Raw genomic sequence first — 16,842 nt, forward strand, 5'->3', positions numbered from 1 at the left:
AATATACATCGCATTTCTTCGTCAGCTTCTGTCGTTCAGTCAGTCACGTACTTGAGTACGCTCCTTCCCTCTCTCCATTGCTTCCTCGAACTACTCGTATCTTGAAACCCTTCATAAAAGAAATTATTCTTTCAAAACTGGATAAACGGTTCATTGAATGGTTCAAACATTTTGGTTAAGTCCTCGATCGATTAGTATTCGTCAGCTCCATGTGTCACCACACTTCCACCTCGAACCTATCTACCTCATCGTCTTTGAGGGATCTTACTTACTTGCGTAATGGGAAATCTCATCTTGAGGGGGGCTTCATGCTTAGATGCTTTCAGCACTTATCCCGTCCACACATAGCTACCCAGCGATGCCTTTGGCAAGACAACTGGTACACCAGCGGTGTGTCCATCCCGGTCCTCTCGTACTAAGGACAGCTCCTCTCAAATTTCCTACGCCCACGACGGATAGGGACCGAACTGTCTCACGACGTTCTGAACCCAGCTCGCGTACCGCTTTAATGGGCGAACAGCCCAACCCTTGGGACCGACTACAGCCCCAGGATGCGATGAGCCGACATCGAGGTGCCAAACCTCCCCGTCGATGTGGACTCTTGGGGGAGATAAGCCTGTTATCCCCGGGGTAGCTTTTATCCGTTGAGCGATGGCCCTTCCATGCGGAACCACCGGATCACTAAGCCCGTCTTTCGACCCTGCTCGACTTGTAGGTCTCGCAGTCAAGCTCCCTTGTGCCTTTACACTCTACGAATGATTTCCAACCATTCTGAGGGAACCTTTGGGCGCCTCCGTTACCTTTTAGGAGGCGACCGCCCCAGTCAAACTGTCCGCCTGACACTGTCTCCTGCCCCGCTAAGGGGCATGGGTTAGAATTTCAATACAACCAGGGTAGTATCCCACCGACGCCTCCTTCGAAGCTGGCGCTCCGAGATCTCTGGCTCCTACCTATCCTGTACAAGTTGTACCAAAATTCAATATCAGGCTACAGTAAAGCTCCACGGGGTCTTTCCGTCCTGTCGCGGGTAACCTGCATCTTCACAGGTACTATAATTTCACCGAGTCTCTCGTTGAGACAGTGCCCAGATCGTTACGCCTTTCGTGCGGGTCGGAACTTACCCGACAAGGAATTTCGCTACCTTAGGACCGTTATAGTTACGGCCGCCGTTTACTGGGGCTTCAATTCGCAGCTTCGCTTGCGCTAACCACTCCTCTTAACCTTCCAGCACCGGGCAGGCGTCAGCCCCTATACGTCACCTTACGGTTTTGCAGAGACCTGTGTTTTTGCTAAACAGTCGCCTGGGCCTATTCACTGCGGCTCTCATGCGCTTGCACGCTCAAGAGCACCCCTTCTCCCGAAGTTACGGGGTCATTTTGCCGAGTTCCTTAACGAGAGTTCTCTCGCACACCTTAGGATTCTCTCCTCGACTACCTGTGTCGGTTTGCGGTACGGGCACCTCTCACCTCGATAGAGGCTTTTCTTGGCAGTGTGAAATCAGGAACTTCGTCCATACGGACTCGCCATCACAGCTCAACGTTACAGTGTGCGGATTTGCCTACACACACGCCTTACTGCTTGGACGCGCATAACCAACAGCGCGCTTACCCTATCCTACTGCGTCCCCCCATTTCTCAAACGGTGAGGAGGTGGTACAGGAATATCAACCTGTTGTCCATCGCCTACGCCTATCGGCCTCGGCTTAGGTCCCGACTAACCCTGAGCGGACGAGCCTTCCTCAGGAAACCTTAGTCATACGGTGGACGGGATTCTCACCCGTCTTTCGCTACTCATACCGGCATTCTCACTTCTAAGCGCTCCACCAGTCCTTCCGGTCTGACTTCAACGCACTTAGAACGCTCTCCTACCACTGACATCGTAGATGTCAATCCACAGCTTCGGTGAATCGTTTAGCCCCGATACATTTTCGGCGCAGCGTCACTCGACCAGTGAGCTATTACGCACTCTTTAAATGATGGCTGCTTCTAAGCCAACATCCTGGTTGTCTGTGCAACGCCACATCCTTTTCCACTTAACGATTACTTTGGGACCTTAGCTGGTGGTCTGGGCTGTTTCCCTTTTGACTACGGATCTTATCACTCGCAGTCTGACTCCCGTGTATAAATATCTGGCATTCGGAGTTTGTCTGAATTCGGTAAACCGGGATGGCCCCCTAGTCCAAACAGTGCTCTACCTCCAGTATTCTCATCACGAGGCTAGCCCTAAAGCTATTTCGGAGAGAACCAGCTATCTCCAAGTTCGATTGGAATTTCTCCGCTACCCACACCTCATCCCCGCACTTTTCAACGTGCGTGGGTTCGGGCCTCCAGTAAGTGTTACCTTACCTTCACCCTGGACATGGGTAGATCACCTGGTTTCGGGTCTACGACCACGTACTATTTCGCCCTATTCAGACTCGCTTTCGCTGCGGCTCCGCCTTCTAAAGCTTAACCTCGCACGTAATCGTAACTCGCCGGTTCATTCTACAAAAGGCACGCTATCACCCATTAACGGGCTCTAACTACTTGTAGGCACACGGTTTCAGGATCTCTTTCACTCCCCTTCCGGGGTGCTTTTCACCTTTCCCTCACGGTACTGGTTCACTATCGGTCACTAGGTAGTATTTAGCCTTGGGAGATGGTCCTCCCAGATTCCGACGGAATTTCACGTGTTCCGCCGTACTCAGGATCCACTCAGGAGAGAACGAACTTTCGACTACAGGGCTTTTACCTGCTCTGGCGGACCTTTCCAAGTCGCTTCATCTAACTCGCTCTTTTGTAACTCCGTATTGAGTGTCCTACAACCCCAAGAGGCAAGCCTCTTGGTTTGGGCTCTTCCCGTTTCGCTCGCCGCTACTCAGGGAATCGATTTTTCTTTCTCTTCCTCCAGGTACTTAGATGTTTCAGTTCCCTGGGTCTGCCTTCAAGACGCTATGTATTCACGTCAAGATACTACGCGATTAAACGTAGTGGGTTCCCCCATTCGGAAATCTCCGGATCAAAGCTCACTTACAGCTCCCCGAAGCATATCGGTGTTAGTGCCGTCCTTCTTCGGCTCCTAGTGCCAAGGCATTCGCCGTGCGCCCTTAATAACTTAACCTATCAGCTTTCAATACACATCACATTTCGTTGTCAGCTTCACTCGTTCAATCAGTCACGTACTCAAGTACGCTCCTTCATTCACTCGATTGCTTCCTAGAACTGCTCGTGTCTTGAAACCTTTTAATGTTATTAAGCCTATAAAAAAACTTAAAAAATAAATGTGTTTGTTACAATTTCAATGTCGTTTTATCCAGTTTTCAAAGAACAAGTTTTGAAGATTTTCATTCAAGAAGAATGAACCTTCAAAACTGAACGCAAAACGTAATCTTACAAACCCTAGGTTTGTATTCCGAAATAATCCTTAGAAAGGAGGTGATCCAGCCGCACCTTCCGATACGGCTACCTTGTTACGACTTCACCCCAATCATCTATCCCACCTTCGGCGGCTGGCTCCAAAAAGGTTACCTCACCGACTTCGGGTGTTACAAACTCTCGTGGTGTGACGGGCGGTGTGTACAAGGCCCGGGAACGTATTCACCGCGGCATGCTGATCCGCGATTACTAGCGATTCCGGCTTCATGTAGGCGAGTTGCAGCCTACAATCCGAACTGAGAACGACTTTATCGGATTAGCTCCCTCTCGCGAGTTGGCAACCGTTTGTATCGTCCATTGTAGCACGTGTGTAGCCCAGGTCATAAGGGGCATGATGATTTGACGTCATCCCCACCTTCCTCCGGTTTGTCACCGGCAGTCACCTTAGAGTGCCCAACTAAATGATGGCAACTAAGATCAAGGGTTGCGCTCGTTGCGGGACTTAACCCAACATCTCACGACACGAGCTGACGACAACCATGCACCACCTGTCACCGTTGCCCCCGAAGGGGAAACTATATCTCTACAGTGGTCAACGGGATGTCAAGACCTGGTAAGGTTCTTCGCGTTGCTTCGAATTAAACCACATGCTCCACCGCTTGTGCGGGCCCCCGTCAATTCCTTTGAGTTTCAGTCTTGCGACCGTACTCCCCAGGCGGAGTGCTTAATGCGTTAGCTGCAGCACTAAGGGGCGGAAACCCCCTAACACTTAGCACTCATCGTTTACGGCGTGGACTACCAGGGTATCTAATCCTGTTTGCTCCCCACGCTTTCGCGCCTCAGTGTCAGTTACAGACCAGATAGTCGCCTTCGCCACTGGTGTTCCTCCAAATCTCTACGCATTTCACCGCTACACTTGGAATTCCACTATCCTCTTCTGCACTCAAGTCTCCCAGTTTCCAATGACCCTCCACGGTTGAGCCGTGGGCTTTCACATCAGACTTAAGAAACCACCTGCGCGCGCTTTACGCCCAATAATTCCGGACAACGCTTGCCACCTACGTATTACCGCGGCTGCTGGCACGTAGTTAGCCGTGGCTTTCTAATAAGGTACCGTCAAGGTACAGCCAGTTACTACTGTACTTGTTCTTCCCTTACAACAGAGTTTTACGAACCGAAATCCTTCTTCACTCACGCGGCGTTGCTCCATCAGGCTTTCGCCCATTGTGGAAGATTCCCTACTGCTGCCTCCCGTAGGAGTCTGGGCCGTGTCTCAGTCCCAGTGTGGCCGATCACCCTCTCAGGTCGGCTACGCATCGTCGCCTTGGTGAGCCGTTACCTCACCAACTAGCTAATGCGCCGCGGGCCCATCCTATAGCGACAGCCGAAACCGTCTTTCAGTGTTTCACCATGAGGTGAAACAGATTATTCGGTATTAGCCCCGGTTTCCCGGAGTTATCCCAAACTATAGGGTAGGTTGCCCACGTGTTACTCACCCGTCCGCCGCTAACGTCGAAGGAGCAAGCTCCTTCTCTGTTCGCTCGACTTGCATGTATTAGGCACGCCGCCAGCGTTCGTCCTGAGCCAGGATCAAACTCTCCATAAAAGAAATTTGAATAGCTCAAATTGTTTTGCTGGCATCATTTTGATGTCCAAAATTTTGTTTCGTTCACTAACCAAGGTTAGTTACTGAAAACTTTATTGATTACGTTTTGCTTGTTCAGTTTTCAAGGTTCATATCATTGTCTTTTCGGACAACTTCTTTAGTCTATCAGACAATCAGAAAGTTGTCAATACTTTTTTTGGAGCGGGTGATGAGAATCGAACTCACGACATCAGCTTGGAAGGCTGAGGTTTTACCATTAAACTACACCCGCATAATATGATTTGTAAATTGGCGCGCCCGGCAGGAGTCGAACCCACAACCTTCTGATCCGTAGTCAGACGCTCTATCCAATTGAGCTACGGGCGCATATAAGAATATAAGAATATAAAATTAATTGACTTGGTGCGGCCGAGAGGACTTGAACCTCCACGGGGTTGCCCCCACTAGGCCCTCAACCTAGCGCGTCTGCCGTTCCGCCACGACCGCATTCAATCAGTAACTTTCTCATTATACTACAAGGATCTGAGAAGTCAATGTTTTTCCCTAAAAAGATGAGCCATGAAGGACTCGAACCTTCGACCCTCTGATTAAAAGTCAGATGCTCTACCAACTGAGCTAATGGCTCAAATTAAGAAATGAATGGCTGGGGTACTAGGATTCGAACCTAGGCATGACGGAATCAAAATCCGTTGCCTTACCGCTTGGCTATACCCCAAAAAGTGGCGGTCCCGACCGGGATCGAACCGGCGATCTCCTGCGTGACAGGCAGGCATGTTAACCGCTACACCACGGGACCAATAAATAGTATTAATTAAATTATGAAGAAATGACCCCTACGGGATTCGAACCCGTGTTACCGCCGTGAAAGGGCGGTGTCTTAACCACTTGACCAAGGGGCCATGGCTCCGAAGGCAGGACTCGAACCTGCGACAACCTGATTAACAGTCAGGTGCTACTACCAACTGAGCTACTTCGGAATACTATGTTTTGCTGTCGTCGTTATCTTGTCGACTTTTACTATTATAGGGACAACTCAACAAAACGTCAACTATTTTTTTATAATTTTTTATTCCACTAGTTTTAGCCTACCCAAACACTTACTACAGCAATACTTCTCAACATTCATTTTTATTTTCCGTACATATAGTTGTTGGCAATTGACACAAGTATAAGTATGACGATGATGTCTTTTAGTTGTAGCTTTAGGGGGTTGTAAAACTGAGCAAAATCGAGGTGCATTTACTTTTCTTAATAGCTCTCGAAAATCTTTATCTCGATGTTGATACCCTTTACCTTCAATATGTAAATGATAATGACATAATTCATGGAGTACAATACCTTCAATCTCTCTATAGCCATATAACTCATAGGCTTTCGGGTTTATCTCGATATTATGAGATTGTAAAAGATATCGTCCACCAGTTGAACGTAATCTAGCATTAAAGTAAGCCTGATGCTGAAAAGGTTTTTGAAAGCTTTCCAAGGATAAGCTGTGAACAAGTTGTTGTAACTCCTCATTGTTCATATATTAATCACCTCTAACAACAAGAATACCACACTGTGTAGTATAGACAGTGTGGTAAATATTTATTACTTAAATTATAATGTTTGATTTTTAGGCGGAAGCATTGTTAAAGAAATACGCCCTTTATTGACATCTATTTGTTCTACCCATACTGTGACAATATCACCTAGTGCAACAACTTCTAATGGATGTTTAATGCGTTTGTTTTGTAATTTAGATATATGCACTAACCCGTCTTGCTTTACGCCAATATCAACAAACGCTCCAAAGTCCACCACATTTCTCACTGTGCCCTGTAGTTCCATACCTACTTTTAAATCTTCCATTTTTAATACATCTGTTTTAAGCAAAGGCTGTGGGAAGGCATCACGTGGGTCACGACTTGGTTTCATTAAAGTATCCACAATATCTTGAATAGTCACAACACCTATGCCAAGCACGCTACTTAAATTTTGAATATCTAGAGCTGCAATAGCTTCTTCGGCTTTCGGCGTCCCTAGCTCTTTTTTATCAATTTGAGCTTCTGCTAATATTTGTTCAGCTAAATCATAGCTCTCTGGGTGAATACCTGTAGCATCGAACGGATTTTTTGCTTCAGGGACACGTAAGAAGCCGATAGCTTGTTCATACGTTTTAGCACCTAGCCTTGGAATCTTCTTTAATTGTGCACGTGTAGAAAATTGACCATTTTCTTCTCGCATCTTCACGATATTCTCTGCAACTGTTTTGGATAAACCAGAAACGTATTGTAAGAGTGAAGAAGAAGCCGTGTTTACATCAACCCCTACTTTGTTAACAGCAGTTTCTACTATAAAAGTTAGTGATTCATTTAATTTTTTTTGAGAAACATCATGCTGATACTGACCTACACCAACCGCTTTAGGTTCAATTTTCACTAACTCCGATAAAGGATCTTGTAAGCGGCGTGCAATGGAGACAGCACTACGCTGCTCAACCTGTAAATCGGGAAATTCAGCCCGTGCAATATCTGACGCTGAATAAACAGATGCTCCCGCTTCGTTGACAATAACATACGCAACATCAGTAGTAAGTTCATTTAGTACATCTGCAATAAATTGTTCTGTTTCACGCGATGCTGTACCATTACCAATTGCAATTATGCTTATTGGATATTTTACTAAAATTCCTTTCACAGTAGCATTCGCTTTTGCTACATCTGGTTTAGGAGGATGTGGATAAATAGCTGTAACCTCTAACATTTTCCCCGTTTCATCTACAACTGCTAACTTACAACCTGTGCGGTAAGCTGGGTCAACCCCCAATACATATTTCCCTTTCATAGGTGGCTGCAGTAATAAATTACGTAAATTCTCAGAGAAAATATGAATTGCTTGTGTTTCAGCTTTCTCTGTCAATTCGTTTCGTAATTCTCTTTCAATCGAAGGCTGAATTAAACGTTTGTACGAATCTTCAATTGCCAGTTTTACTTCTGCAATTGCAGGAGATGAGCCAATTGCAGGTATCCATTCCTTCCACATAATCATCAAAACTCTGTCTACTGGCACTTGGATTGAAACCTTTAAAACTTCCTCTTTTTCTCCACGGTTGATCGCTAAGATGCGATGCGGAACGATGCGATTAACAGGTTCTTCATACTCGTAATACATTTCAAAAACATTTTTTTCATCGATTTCAGCATTTTTTACAGTCGTTACAAGGACTCCATCTTTCCATGAATAGGCGCGGATTTTTTCACGAATCGCAGCATCATCCGCAAAACGTTCTGCTAAAATATCTCGTGCGCCCATTAGTGCTTCTTCTGTATTGGCAACCTGTTCATTATCCACAAAACCAACTGCCAGCTGCTCTAATGCGTCATTACTAAACGCCAAGAGAAGTTCTGCAAGAGGTTCTAATCCTTTTTCTTTTGCAATCGTCGCCTTTGTACGTCTTTTTTGCTTGTAAGGCCTATATAAATCCTCTACCCGCTGTAAGACGGTTGCAGCAAGTATGGCTTTTTCTAATTCTGGTGTAAGTTTTTCTTGCTCTCGGATTAATCGAATAACCTCTTCTTTCCGTTGTTCAAGTTGCTGTATGTAGTGATAACGATCCTCCACAGCTTTAATTTGCACCTCGTCGAGAGAGCCCGTTGCTTCCTTTCGATAACGTGCAATAAATGGTACCGTATTTCCCTCTTCTAATAACTTAATAACAGCATCTACTTGCCCTGGTTTGACTACAACATCCTTTGCAATGAGCTGTAACATTTGCTTTTGTTCCACATCATCACTACCTTTTTCTTTTCATTTTACCATTACACCTTACTAAAAATGCAAAAAGATAGTCTACTCAGACGAATATGAGTAGACTATCTTCATCCATTTATAAGTGTTTAACACATAAAACACCCAAAGAAAGATTAGAGCGAAACACCGCCACTTGCTAGAATAGCCTCTTGTAATTTCTTTATTGCTTTCCTTTGTATTCGAGATACATGCATTTGAGAAATTCCTAATCGTTCTCCAGCTTCTTTTTGACTAAGTTGCTCTAAATATGTAAGCTGAATAATTTGTTTTTCCCTTTCATTTAACACAACAAGCGCCTCTGAAACAATCATGCGTTTATTAGTCATTTCATAACCATCGTCTTCCCTACCCAAGATATCAAATAATGTGACTGTACTGCCATCTGAATCTGACTCTATCGAATGATCCATAGAAAGAGCTTGATAGCTACGGCTCATTTCCATCGCTTCCAATACCTCTTCCTCGGCTACTTCTAATCGCTCAGCAATATCTTGAATAGAAGGAGAACGCTGCAATTCAATCGTCAGCGCCTCCACTGTTGATTTGATTCTCGGTCCTAATTCTTTTATTCGTCTAGGCACATGAACATCCCATGTTTTATCACGTAAAAAACGCTTGATTTCTCCAACAATCGTTGGCACAGCAAATGCTTCAAAACTACGACCAACATTCGGATCAAAACGTCTGATTGCACCTAACAATCCCAGCATCCCTACTTGAACAATATCATCATAATAAGATTTACCATTCGAATATTTACGAGCTATTGACTCAACTAGATATCGATAATGAATCACTAATTTTGTTTGCGCTTCATCATCCTCCGTTGACTGGTACAATTCAATCCACTTTAGTATATCTTCCTTGGATGAAGATTTATGTAGTGATTCTTTCGACATTTTTTTCCACCTGCTCCCTAGCGACATACTTTGTCATGAAGACAGTTACGCCACCATCGTTATTGATCATCACCTCATCCATCAAAGTTTCCATTAAATAAAGTCCTAAGCCACCTTCTCTTAGCCCTGCAATACTTTCCTCAGGATGATACGGTCCAATCTTAGACTTGATCTCTTCGAAATTAAAGCTGTTGCCATAATCCGCAATCATCATTTCCATTTTATTGTCATACAAAGCACACCCGATGACAATTTCACCTTCTTCTTCATCCTTATAAGCATGGTGAACAACATTTGTCACAGCCTCACTTGCAGCAATTTTTAAATCTTCGATATCATCATAACTAAAGCCAATCCTACTAGCTAAGCCCGAGACAGTTAATCGAATGACACTGACAAATTGCGGTTTAGCAGGAACTCTGATTTCAATATAGTCAAATTCCTTCATTATTTTAATTCCACCTTTTTATCAGTTTCAATATCCATCAAATCACTTAGACCCGTAATTTCAAACAATCTTTGCAATCTATTCGATAAACCAACTAGCTTCACTTTGCCATTTTCACGTAATGCTCTTTTATAAAAGGCAACAAATATCCCAAGACCTGTACTGTCCATGTAATTTACTTTTGATAAATCAAGTTCAATTTCTAATCCGTCTGTAATCTTTACCGCTTCTAATTCCTCTCTTAAACCAGACGCGGTAAATGTATCGATTTCACCTTCAACAAAACCAAATAATTTATGATCAATCTCTTTAAAATATATCGTTACGTCCATATAGCACACCTCCACCATATTTGTTAGACTATTGTCTATTCCCTATTTTATTAATAATTAAACCTATTTTTTTAAAATAACGACAGTAAAATCATCCGATAGTTTAAAATTCTGAGCTTTCTCTATTTCCTTATAAAGAAGTTGGCACAATTGCTGGGCTGTTAAATGTCTATTTTGTTTTATTAAAGTTGTAATAACCTCTCTGGAATTCAAGTCTTCCTGTGCTCTAAATTCAGTCACACCATCGGTCATCATAATAATTAAATCATTTTCCTCTAAAACAATGTCATGAAACGAATATTTTGTCTCAGGTAAAACACCCAGTAATAAGCCTTTAGCCTCCAAAGAATAGAATCGATCGTCCTTGGCAATATAGTGTAACGCTGGCTCATGACCTGCCGAGGCATAAGAAAAGATATTGTGTTGTACATCTAAGCATCCATAAAACATAGAAACAAACATACTGTCGTCCACACCTTTTTCAATTACCCTGTTAATGACTTCTAAAACATAGGAAGGATCTTTATATGCATATCCTAATGTTTCAAGTCCATATTTCACCATCGACATACATAAAGCAGCAGGAACTCCCTTGCCAACAACATCTGTCACTGCCACACTTAAATATTCTTCACCATCATGAAAAAAATGTACATAATCACCATTCATTCTACGAATAGGAACTGAAATCATTCCTATATCAATACTTTCTAGCTGTGGCACATATGTTTTCAATAGCGTTTTTTGAATGTTTGTCGCAATTTTCATTTCCATCTCATATTCAGCTTGCTTTTGAAGTAAGCTTTGATGCTCTCTATGTGCCATCCCATAATGAACCATCACTTCAATAAGAAAATCATAGGCTGGCTGTGATTCACTCATTTGATCAGGAAATATTTGTTCAACAGCATTTTTATGAATACTAACAACATCCTCTGGGGATATATTTTTTTGAATTAACTGACGCGTGAAATTTTGAGCAATATATAAATTTCTTTCAGTTTGGCTGACCATATAATCTGATAATATTTTTTTATACTGAGCTTCTAATTGTTTCAATTTCTTCACGTCCTAACGCAACCATTTTTCCGCCCTTATTGTTGTACCCACTCCTATGACAGATTGAATATCTAAACTGTCCATCAATCGTTTAACGCCTGGTAAACCAGCTCCTAGCCCTCCTGAAGTAGAATAACCATCCTCCATTACTTTGCGAACATTTTGAATCCCAGGTCCTTTATCTGTTGCAATAACGACTATTTTCTTTTCATGATCTATCTCAACCCTTTCAATTTCAATCGTCCCTATATTCGCATATAAATATATATTTCGTGCTAATTCACTAATTGCTGTGGTTATACGAGCTTGATCAACAGTGCCAAATCCAAGTGCTCTTGCTTCATTACGCCCCAGTTGTCTTGCTGCCACAATATCCCACTCTGTAATAATTTCAACCGAAGACTTACATGTCACTGCTGTCCCTCCATTTCCTTACAGAGTTATACTCTTACACTATAGTTCGACCTGCTGGACTTAAATTAAACTTCATAACCTCTATTAATGGAATATTCTATGTAAATTTTCATATACCTTTTAAGAATTTTTTCAAAAATCTATTTTTATTAAAAATCTTGAATATATCTTAAAGCTTTTTGTACTATTTATCAATTACGCCTCAACGGAATTGCGCCCCGATTTATTGAAGCCGCCCGAAAAACCTTTCTTCAAAATTTGTGATTTCTGCCAGAGGTTTTATCTAGCAAAATTGAACTTTTATGGAGAGTTGGCCAGCTGAATCAAAATAAATAGTAAATTCAAATTATCGATAGAGAACAAAAAAAGCATCGAGATTTTATTATCTCGATGCTTCTATACACATATGTATATCAAAATTTAACTAGACCTAAACTAATCATCAACGCTCCATCAACTTTTTCCATCACAGCATGATCAAGTTGCGTAATACGATCCGTCAATCTTGACTTATCAATTGTCCGCACCTGTTCTAGCAAAATAACCGAATCACGTTCAAAACCATACTTTTCAGCATTGATTTCAACGTGTGTCGGTAACTTTGCCTTTTGAATCTGTGCAGTGATAGCTGCGATGATGACAGTCGGACTAAATCGATTGCCAATATCATTTTGAATAATCAGCACCGGTCTAGTGCCTCCTTGTTCAGAACCTATTACCGGTGATAAGTCTGCAAAAAAAACGTCACCACGTTTTACATTCAAAGTGTCATCCCCCGCTAACGAGACGCTCCACCATATGCTGTGCTTCATATTCTGCATGCAAGCATTCACTCGCAATCATTAAATTAATATGAGACATTTCAACATATCCTTTAATCATAGCTTCCCGTATTTGATTTGGTTGCTCCTGCATTAAATTTTTGCGCGCCAAAGTACGCACAAAAGATTCACCTTCAATTACTTCCTTTGTTTGTAGAAATAGTCTGTCTTGAACAGCAATTGTAGCTTCTCTTAACTTTTTCTCGTACACAGCAAGCACCTCCAACGGAACCATACACTTTTTCATTACTTCTCATTCTATCATTGAAAGATATTGTTGAAAAGACATGAAATGACAAAATATCTGACAATTTGAAGTACAAATTGTAAAAATATGTTGGTTGTCGAAGGTATATGCTGAATAATTATTATTGCAATGTTCTTCCAAATATGAGTTACTTTACGTTTGGAAAAGAAATAAGATCTCCAGTGCTAATTTATTTACCAAATTCAACTTTTACATTGGAATGTTGCTCATTACATTACAGTGAAAGCTATTGAGAGAATGTGTACTGTGTATCAGCAACTAATTCTAATGAAGGACCATTAAAAGTATATTCTAGGAACTCTTGCTGTTATAATGCATGGTATTTCATAATTAATTGTTTCAAGCTTTGTAGCCCACTCATCGATGGAAATCACATGCTGTCCTTGTTGACCAATGAGTGTTACCTTCTCACCTATAGCATATGCTTTTGGTAGCGCAACCATACATTGGTCCATACAAATTCGTCCAACAATCGGCACTTTCTGTCCATCAACCAATACTTCTTGTCCACCTAACTTACGAATTACGCCATCCGCATAGCCAATCGGAATGGTTCCTATCCACGTCTCCGTCTGAGCAGTAAACGTAGCGCCATAGCCAACTGATTCGCCTGCTTTGATTTGCTTCACATGAACAAGTTCACTCTCAAGCGAGAAGGCAGGCTTTAGTGGGAATGGTAAAATGCTTTCCACATAGGGAGAAGGAGATAATCCATACAGCGATATCCCATATCGAACAGCATCATATTGTAGGTGTGAATTTTTCACTAATGAAGCTGCTGTATTAGATGCATGAACAAGTCGCGGCTTTAAAGGCATGACTGATAAACACTTCTCAAAAAATTGTACTTGCTGATTAAAATGTGTCGGATTTTCTTCATCCGCTGTCGCAAAGTGAGTGAATATGCCATCTAACTCCACATTAGCTGTAGACTGTATGGTTTCGTATAGTTCTATTAGCTCTTGCTCTGAGCGAATGCCTATTCTCCCCATTCCACTATCTACTTTTATATGTAGACGCAGAGGAAGTTCTTCATTCACTAAAAGAGGAGCTGCTTGTTGAATCCAATCACTAGCAAATGCTGTAAGAATAATACGCTGTTGTGCTGCATAAGGAGCAAAGGAAACAGGAGATGCACCTAATATTAGTATGTCTGGTTCTTCAAAATGTGCTCGTATATGTAATGCTTCGTCGGGCGTTGCCACTGCAAGTATTGTGGCACCAGCCTCAAGAGCCGCCCGTGCAACGGCTACATCTCCATGACCGTACGCATTTGCCTTTACTACAGCAATAATTTGAACATTAGGTTGTAAAAATTCTTTTAAATTTTTAACGTTCTGTTGGATTGCTTGCAAGTCTATCATTGCTTTGGTTGGTCGAAAATACTGCTGTGTCTTCATAAGAATACCCTCTTTATTTTTAATTAAAACACTATGTATGACATACATTTGTTCTAGTACGTCTATTTAGCTTGTCCACACAATGTTATTGTTCCATTCTCCAGAACTCTCACTTTAAAGGAAATTACTTAACATTTTCTAAACAGCGAGATCTTATTTCATATTGTCAATAAGCTACAGCTTTCATATTCCAGAAAGCTGTAGCTAGCAAAGTTACTTCATACTACTTATCGTCATAGATGTAGCAACTTCAATCATCTCTTCTCGCGTCAACTTGCTTGAAGCTACAAAGAATTCAACACCATCTTTTTCCCAACTAATCGATGTATCTGTAATAGCTCCTATTGTATAGCCTAAGTCAACTGGATCACCAGGTGACGATACTGGTAACATTGAATTTTCCTTTGTTACTGGTTGCTGCATAACTGTAAATGCTTTTTCACCATCGAAAGTTAGGATAACACGTTCCATACCATTTTCTTGCACAACTTTTTCATTCGCTAATTGTGCCCAATTTAGAACAGGATAATGTGTTTGGAATTCTTGATATTCAACTTCCGCACCAACTGCTTCTTTGTCATCTTTTTCTTCTTGCCCCTCTTTATCAGCAGGTGTAGCTTGTTCACCTTTCGTGCTATCTTTATCAGTGAATTGTTCAACAGCATACTCTTTTGCAGCATGTTGCACACCTAATTTTATTTTCTTAAATGTGATACGAATTTGCTCTTCCTTCACATCATTCATAATCGCTACAGAGGTTGGCAATAAAGTTTTCTTATCTACCGTAATTACCTGATGGGGCATACTATTCTTATAGCTATTTCTAGTAGCCGCTTCAAATATATATGCTTTTTCTTCTTCTTTCATGACAAGATTTTTATCTTCTGCTAAATCTTCTGCTAGCGCTCCAATTAAGTAAGCCTGACTATTTTTCTTTGGCCAATCACTTTGGAATTTATACATTTTGTTTAATGTCGGTGTTACTACAAAAACGCCATCAGCATTACGCACAATCATTTGAGAAACATCTTTCCCACTTTCGACTACTTCTACTCGATAGAAATCAGGTTTTGTATGCCATACTGTCACATCATAATTTCTTGGCTCACCACCAGATTTAATCTCCATCGATGCATTTAACTCATAACCATTTGTTTCTGCCCATTTACCATTCACTTTCTTCAACACTTTTTCCTGTGAGGCTGCACCACATGCCGACAGAAGTAATATCGTACAAAGTAAGACGAGCCATTTAACTATACGGTTGCCCACGCTTTCACCCTTTCTTCTTTCAAATCCACTACGACAATATATGAACCGTATTTGTCAGTTATGTCATTTGAAGAAAGGGCAATATATTTAAATTTATAAGCCAACCTTTTAGACAAGTTAAGTACTATTCTAATAAGATTACTTGAGCAGCCGCATATTGTTTAGAATGCGTAATACTAACAAAACCATTGACAAGCTCTTCCTTAAAATATAAGACAGGATTGCCAGCCTCTCCTCTTAATATCTCCATATCGTGAAGCTTACATTGTTCCCCAAGACCTGTTCCTAGCGCTTTTGAAAATGCTTCTTTAGCAGCAAATCGCCCTGCCAAAAATTCTATTTTACGAGTTTCTGAATGGCCGTCAAATAATTTTTTTTCCCTAACTGTTAAAATGCGATCTTTAAATTTATCTGTACGTTTCATGGCTTTTTCAATACGATCTATTTCTACAATATCGAGACCAATTCCCTTAATCATGTGACCTTCTCCTTTACCTATTTCCAACAAGGCATGTATAATAATTGTAAATTGAGGTGGAGCCATGTTTAGTAGAACAGAAAATTTTAAGCAATATACAAAGTATTACCCTATTGTTTCAACTTTAATAGCAATTAACTTAACGCTTTATGTATTGTCTCTTATACCCGGCGTCGGAACACTCTTGTGGAATTACGGAATCCAAGCAAATTTCCTGATTCAAAGTGGTGAATGGTGGCGTGTCTTTTCCGCAATGTTTTTACATGCAGGATTTATGCATATGTTTTTTAATATGTTTTCCTTATATCTCTTTGGTCCAGAGCTTGAAAAAATCGCAGGTAAAGCACGCTTCATTACAATTTATTTGGTTTCAGGTATTGTAGGCAACATGGCAACCTATATCTTCTATGATAGTAGTTATGCGAGTCTTGGTGCAAGTGGGGCTATTTTTGGAATTTTTGGTGCTTTTGGGGCATTAGTTTACTATACACGTCGTACAATGCCAATGCTTCGTAAGCTCATTTTACCAATCATCGTCATAAGTGTCATCATGACATTTCTTCAACCAAATGTGAATGTTTATGCACATTTAGGGGGTTTAGTAACAGGTTTCATTCTTGGACTTGTCTATTTACACCCAAAAAGAATTTTAAGTTGGCGTAAACAAAAGATGTCGGGTAGACCATAAAACTTAAAAGAG

General features: G+C 41.5%; 13 protein-coding genes, 8 tRNA genes and 2 rRNA genes. 1 reads left to right on the forward strand and 22 read right to left on the reverse strand.

The genetic code is table 11. The annotated features are described in order from the left end of the window. Positions 1 to 171: 171 nt before the first annotated feature. The 22 genes from V6670_RS20430 to acpS form a co-directional block, all read right to left on the reverse strand. Positions 172 to 3,099, reverse strand: a 23S ribosomal RNA gene (locus tag V6670_RS20430). Positions 3,100 to 3,406: 307 nt separating this feature from the next. Next, positions 3,407 to 4,959, reverse strand: a 16S ribosomal RNA gene (locus V6670_RS20435). Together the 16S and 23S rRNA genes with 8 tRNA genes alongside form the textbook arrangement of a ribosomal RNA operon. A 197-nt stretch (positions 4,960 to 5,156) precedes the next feature. Next, a tRNA-Gly gene (locus tag V6670_RS20440) sits at positions 5,157 to 5,230 on the reverse strand. Between the two features lie 18 nt (positions 5,231 to 5,248). Continuing rightward, positions 5,249 to 5,325, reverse strand: a tRNA-Arg gene (locus V6670_RS20445). 34 nt (positions 5,326 to 5,359) lie between these two features. Further along, a tRNA-Leu gene (locus V6670_RS20450) sits at positions 5,360 to 5,445 on the reverse strand. 66 nt (positions 5,446 to 5,511) lie between these two features. Beyond that, positions 5,512 to 5,584: transfer RNA gene (locus tag V6670_RS20455), tRNA-Lys, on the reverse strand. Between the two features lie 15 nt (positions 5,585 to 5,599). Beyond that, positions 5,600 to 5,674 (reverse strand) — tRNA-Gln (locus V6670_RS20460). A 5-nt stretch (positions 5,675 to 5,679) separates the two neighbouring features. Next, a tRNA-Asp gene (locus tag V6670_RS20465) sits at positions 5,680 to 5,755 on the reverse strand. Positions 5,756 to 5,786: 31 nt separating this feature from the next. Beyond that, a tRNA-Glu gene (locus V6670_RS20470) sits at positions 5,787 to 5,858 on the reverse strand. A gap of 1 nt (position 5,859) precedes the next feature. After that, positions 5,860 to 5,936: transfer RNA gene (locus V6670_RS20475), tRNA-Asn, on the reverse strand. Between the two features lie 89 nt (positions 5,937 to 6,025). After that, the gene (locus V6670_RS20480) at positions 6,026 to 6,484 is read right to left on the reverse strand and encodes a SprT family protein (protein WP_141904314.1); all 459 of its coding nucleotides are present in this window, start codon (positions 6,482 to 6,484) and stop codon (positions 6,026 to 6,028) included. A gap of 74 nt (positions 6,485 to 6,558) precedes the next feature. Continuing rightward, the gene (locus V6670_RS20485) at positions 6,559 to 8,727 is read right to left on the reverse strand and encodes a Tex family protein (protein WP_338651988.1); all 2,169 of its coding nucleotides are present in this window, start codon (positions 8,725 to 8,727) and stop codon (positions 6,559 to 6,561) included. 137 nt (positions 8,728 to 8,864) lie between these two features. Further along, positions 8,865 to 9,650, reverse strand: coding sequence for an RNA polymerase sigma factor SigB (gene sigB, locus V6670_RS20490; protein WP_036119097.1), 786 nt, complete (start codon positions 9,648 to 9,650; stop codon positions 8,865 to 8,867). Beyond that, positions 9,628 to 10,098, reverse strand: a complete 471-nt coding sequence (rsbW, locus tag V6670_RS20495; protein ID WP_036119099.1) for an anti-sigma B factor RsbW — start codon at positions 10,096 to 10,098, stop codon at positions 9,628 to 9,630. Before rsbW ends, sigB begins: the two co-directional genes overlap by 23 nt. Continuing rightward, positions 10,098 to 10,430, reverse strand: a complete 333-nt coding sequence (locus tag V6670_RS20500) for an STAS domain-containing protein (protein ID WP_036119101.1) — start codon at positions 10,428 to 10,430, stop codon at positions 10,098 to 10,100. Before V6670_RS20500 ends, rsbW begins: the two co-directional genes overlap by 1 nt. A 63-nt stretch (positions 10,431 to 10,493) precedes the next feature. Further along, positions 10,494 to 11,489, reverse strand: a complete 996-nt coding sequence (locus V6670_RS20505; RefSeq protein ID WP_141904311.1) for a PP2C family protein-serine/threonine phosphatase — start codon at positions 11,487 to 11,489, stop codon at positions 10,494 to 10,496. 12 nt (positions 11,490 to 11,501) lie between these two features. Continuing rightward, positions 11,502 to 11,903, reverse strand: a complete 402-nt coding sequence (locus tag V6670_RS20510; RefSeq protein ID WP_141904310.1) for an anti-sigma regulatory factor — start codon at positions 11,901 to 11,903, stop codon at positions 11,502 to 11,504. A 413-nt stretch (positions 11,904 to 12,316) separates the two neighbouring features. After that, complete coding sequence (locus V6670_RS20515) at positions 12,317 to 12,667, reverse strand: type II toxin-antitoxin system PemK/MazF family toxin (RefSeq protein WP_004232054.1); 351 nt, start codon at positions 12,665 to 12,667, stop codon at positions 12,317 to 12,319. A gap of 4 nt (positions 12,668 to 12,671) precedes the next feature. Then, positions 12,672 to 12,935 carry a hypothetical protein gene (locus V6670_RS20520; protein ID WP_036119113.1) on the reverse strand — a complete coding sequence of 88 codons (264 nt, stop codon included), beginning with the start codon at positions 12,933 to 12,935 and terminating at the stop codon, positions 12,672 to 12,674. Between the two features lie 335 nt (positions 12,936 to 13,270). Beyond that, on the reverse strand, positions 13,271 to 14,392 hold the full coding sequence (alr, locus tag V6670_RS20525; RefSeq protein ID WP_141904309.1) for an alanine racemase: 1,122 nt from the start codon (positions 14,390 to 14,392) through the stop codon (positions 13,271 to 13,273). A gap of 213 nt (positions 14,393 to 14,605) precedes the next feature. Continuing rightward, entirely contained in the window at positions 14,606 to 15,664 is a 1,059-nt protein-coding gene (locus tag V6670_RS20530; RefSeq protein ID WP_141904308.1) for an outer membrane lipoprotein carrier protein LolA, read from the reverse strand. Between the two features lie 124 nt (positions 15,665 to 15,788). Continuing rightward, positions 15,789 to 16,142 carry a holo-ACP synthase gene (gene acpS, locus V6670_RS20535; RefSeq protein ID WP_141904307.1) on the reverse strand — a complete coding sequence of 118 codons (354 nt, stop codon included), beginning with the start codon at positions 16,140 to 16,142 and terminating at the stop codon, positions 15,789 to 15,791. A 64-nt stretch (positions 16,143 to 16,206) separates the two neighbouring features. On the opposite strand from acpS, the gene V6670_RS20540 reads away from it, so the two are divergent. Next, complete coding sequence (locus V6670_RS20540; protein ID WP_141904306.1) at positions 16,207 to 16,830, forward strand: rhomboid family intramembrane serine protease; 624 nt, start codon at positions 16,207 to 16,209, stop codon at positions 16,828 to 16,830. Positions 16,831 to 16,842: the final 12 nt, after the last annotated feature.

It is taken from the genome of Lysinibacillus sp. Y5S-8 (assembly GCF_036894365.1).
GTDB classification, from domain to species: domain Bacteria; phylum Bacillota; class Bacilli; order Bacillales_A; family Planococcaceae; genus Lysinibacillus; species Lysinibacillus fusiformis_D.

Bases quoted from the DNA above. Each gene is read 5' to 3' on its own strand.
- V6670_RS20500 (WP_036119101.1), bottom strand. From the start codon at position 10,430: ATGGACGTAACGATATATTTTAAAGAGATTGATCATAAATTATTTGGT.
- V6670_RS20540 (WP_141904306.1), top strand. From the start codon at position 16,207: ATGTTTAGTAGAACAGAAAATTTTAAGCAATATACAAAGTATTACCCT.
- V6670_RS20480 (WP_141904314.1), bottom strand. From the start codon at position 6,484: ATGAACAATGAGGAGTTACAACAACTTGTTCACAGCTTATCCTTGGAA.
- rsbW (WP_036119099.1), bottom strand. From the start codon at position 10,098: ATGAAGGAATTTGACTATATTGAAATCAGAGTTCCTGCTAAACCGCAA.
- alr (WP_141904309.1), bottom strand. From the start codon at position 14,392: ATGAAGACACAGCAGTATTTTCGACCAACCAAAGCAATGATAGACTTG.
- sigB (WP_036119097.1), bottom strand. From the start codon at position 9,650: ATGTCGAAAGAATCACTACATAAATCTTCATCCAAGGAAGATATACTA.
- acpS (WP_141904307.1), bottom strand. From the start codon at position 16,142: ATGATTAAGGGAATTGGTCTCGATATTGTAGAAATAGATCGTATTGAA.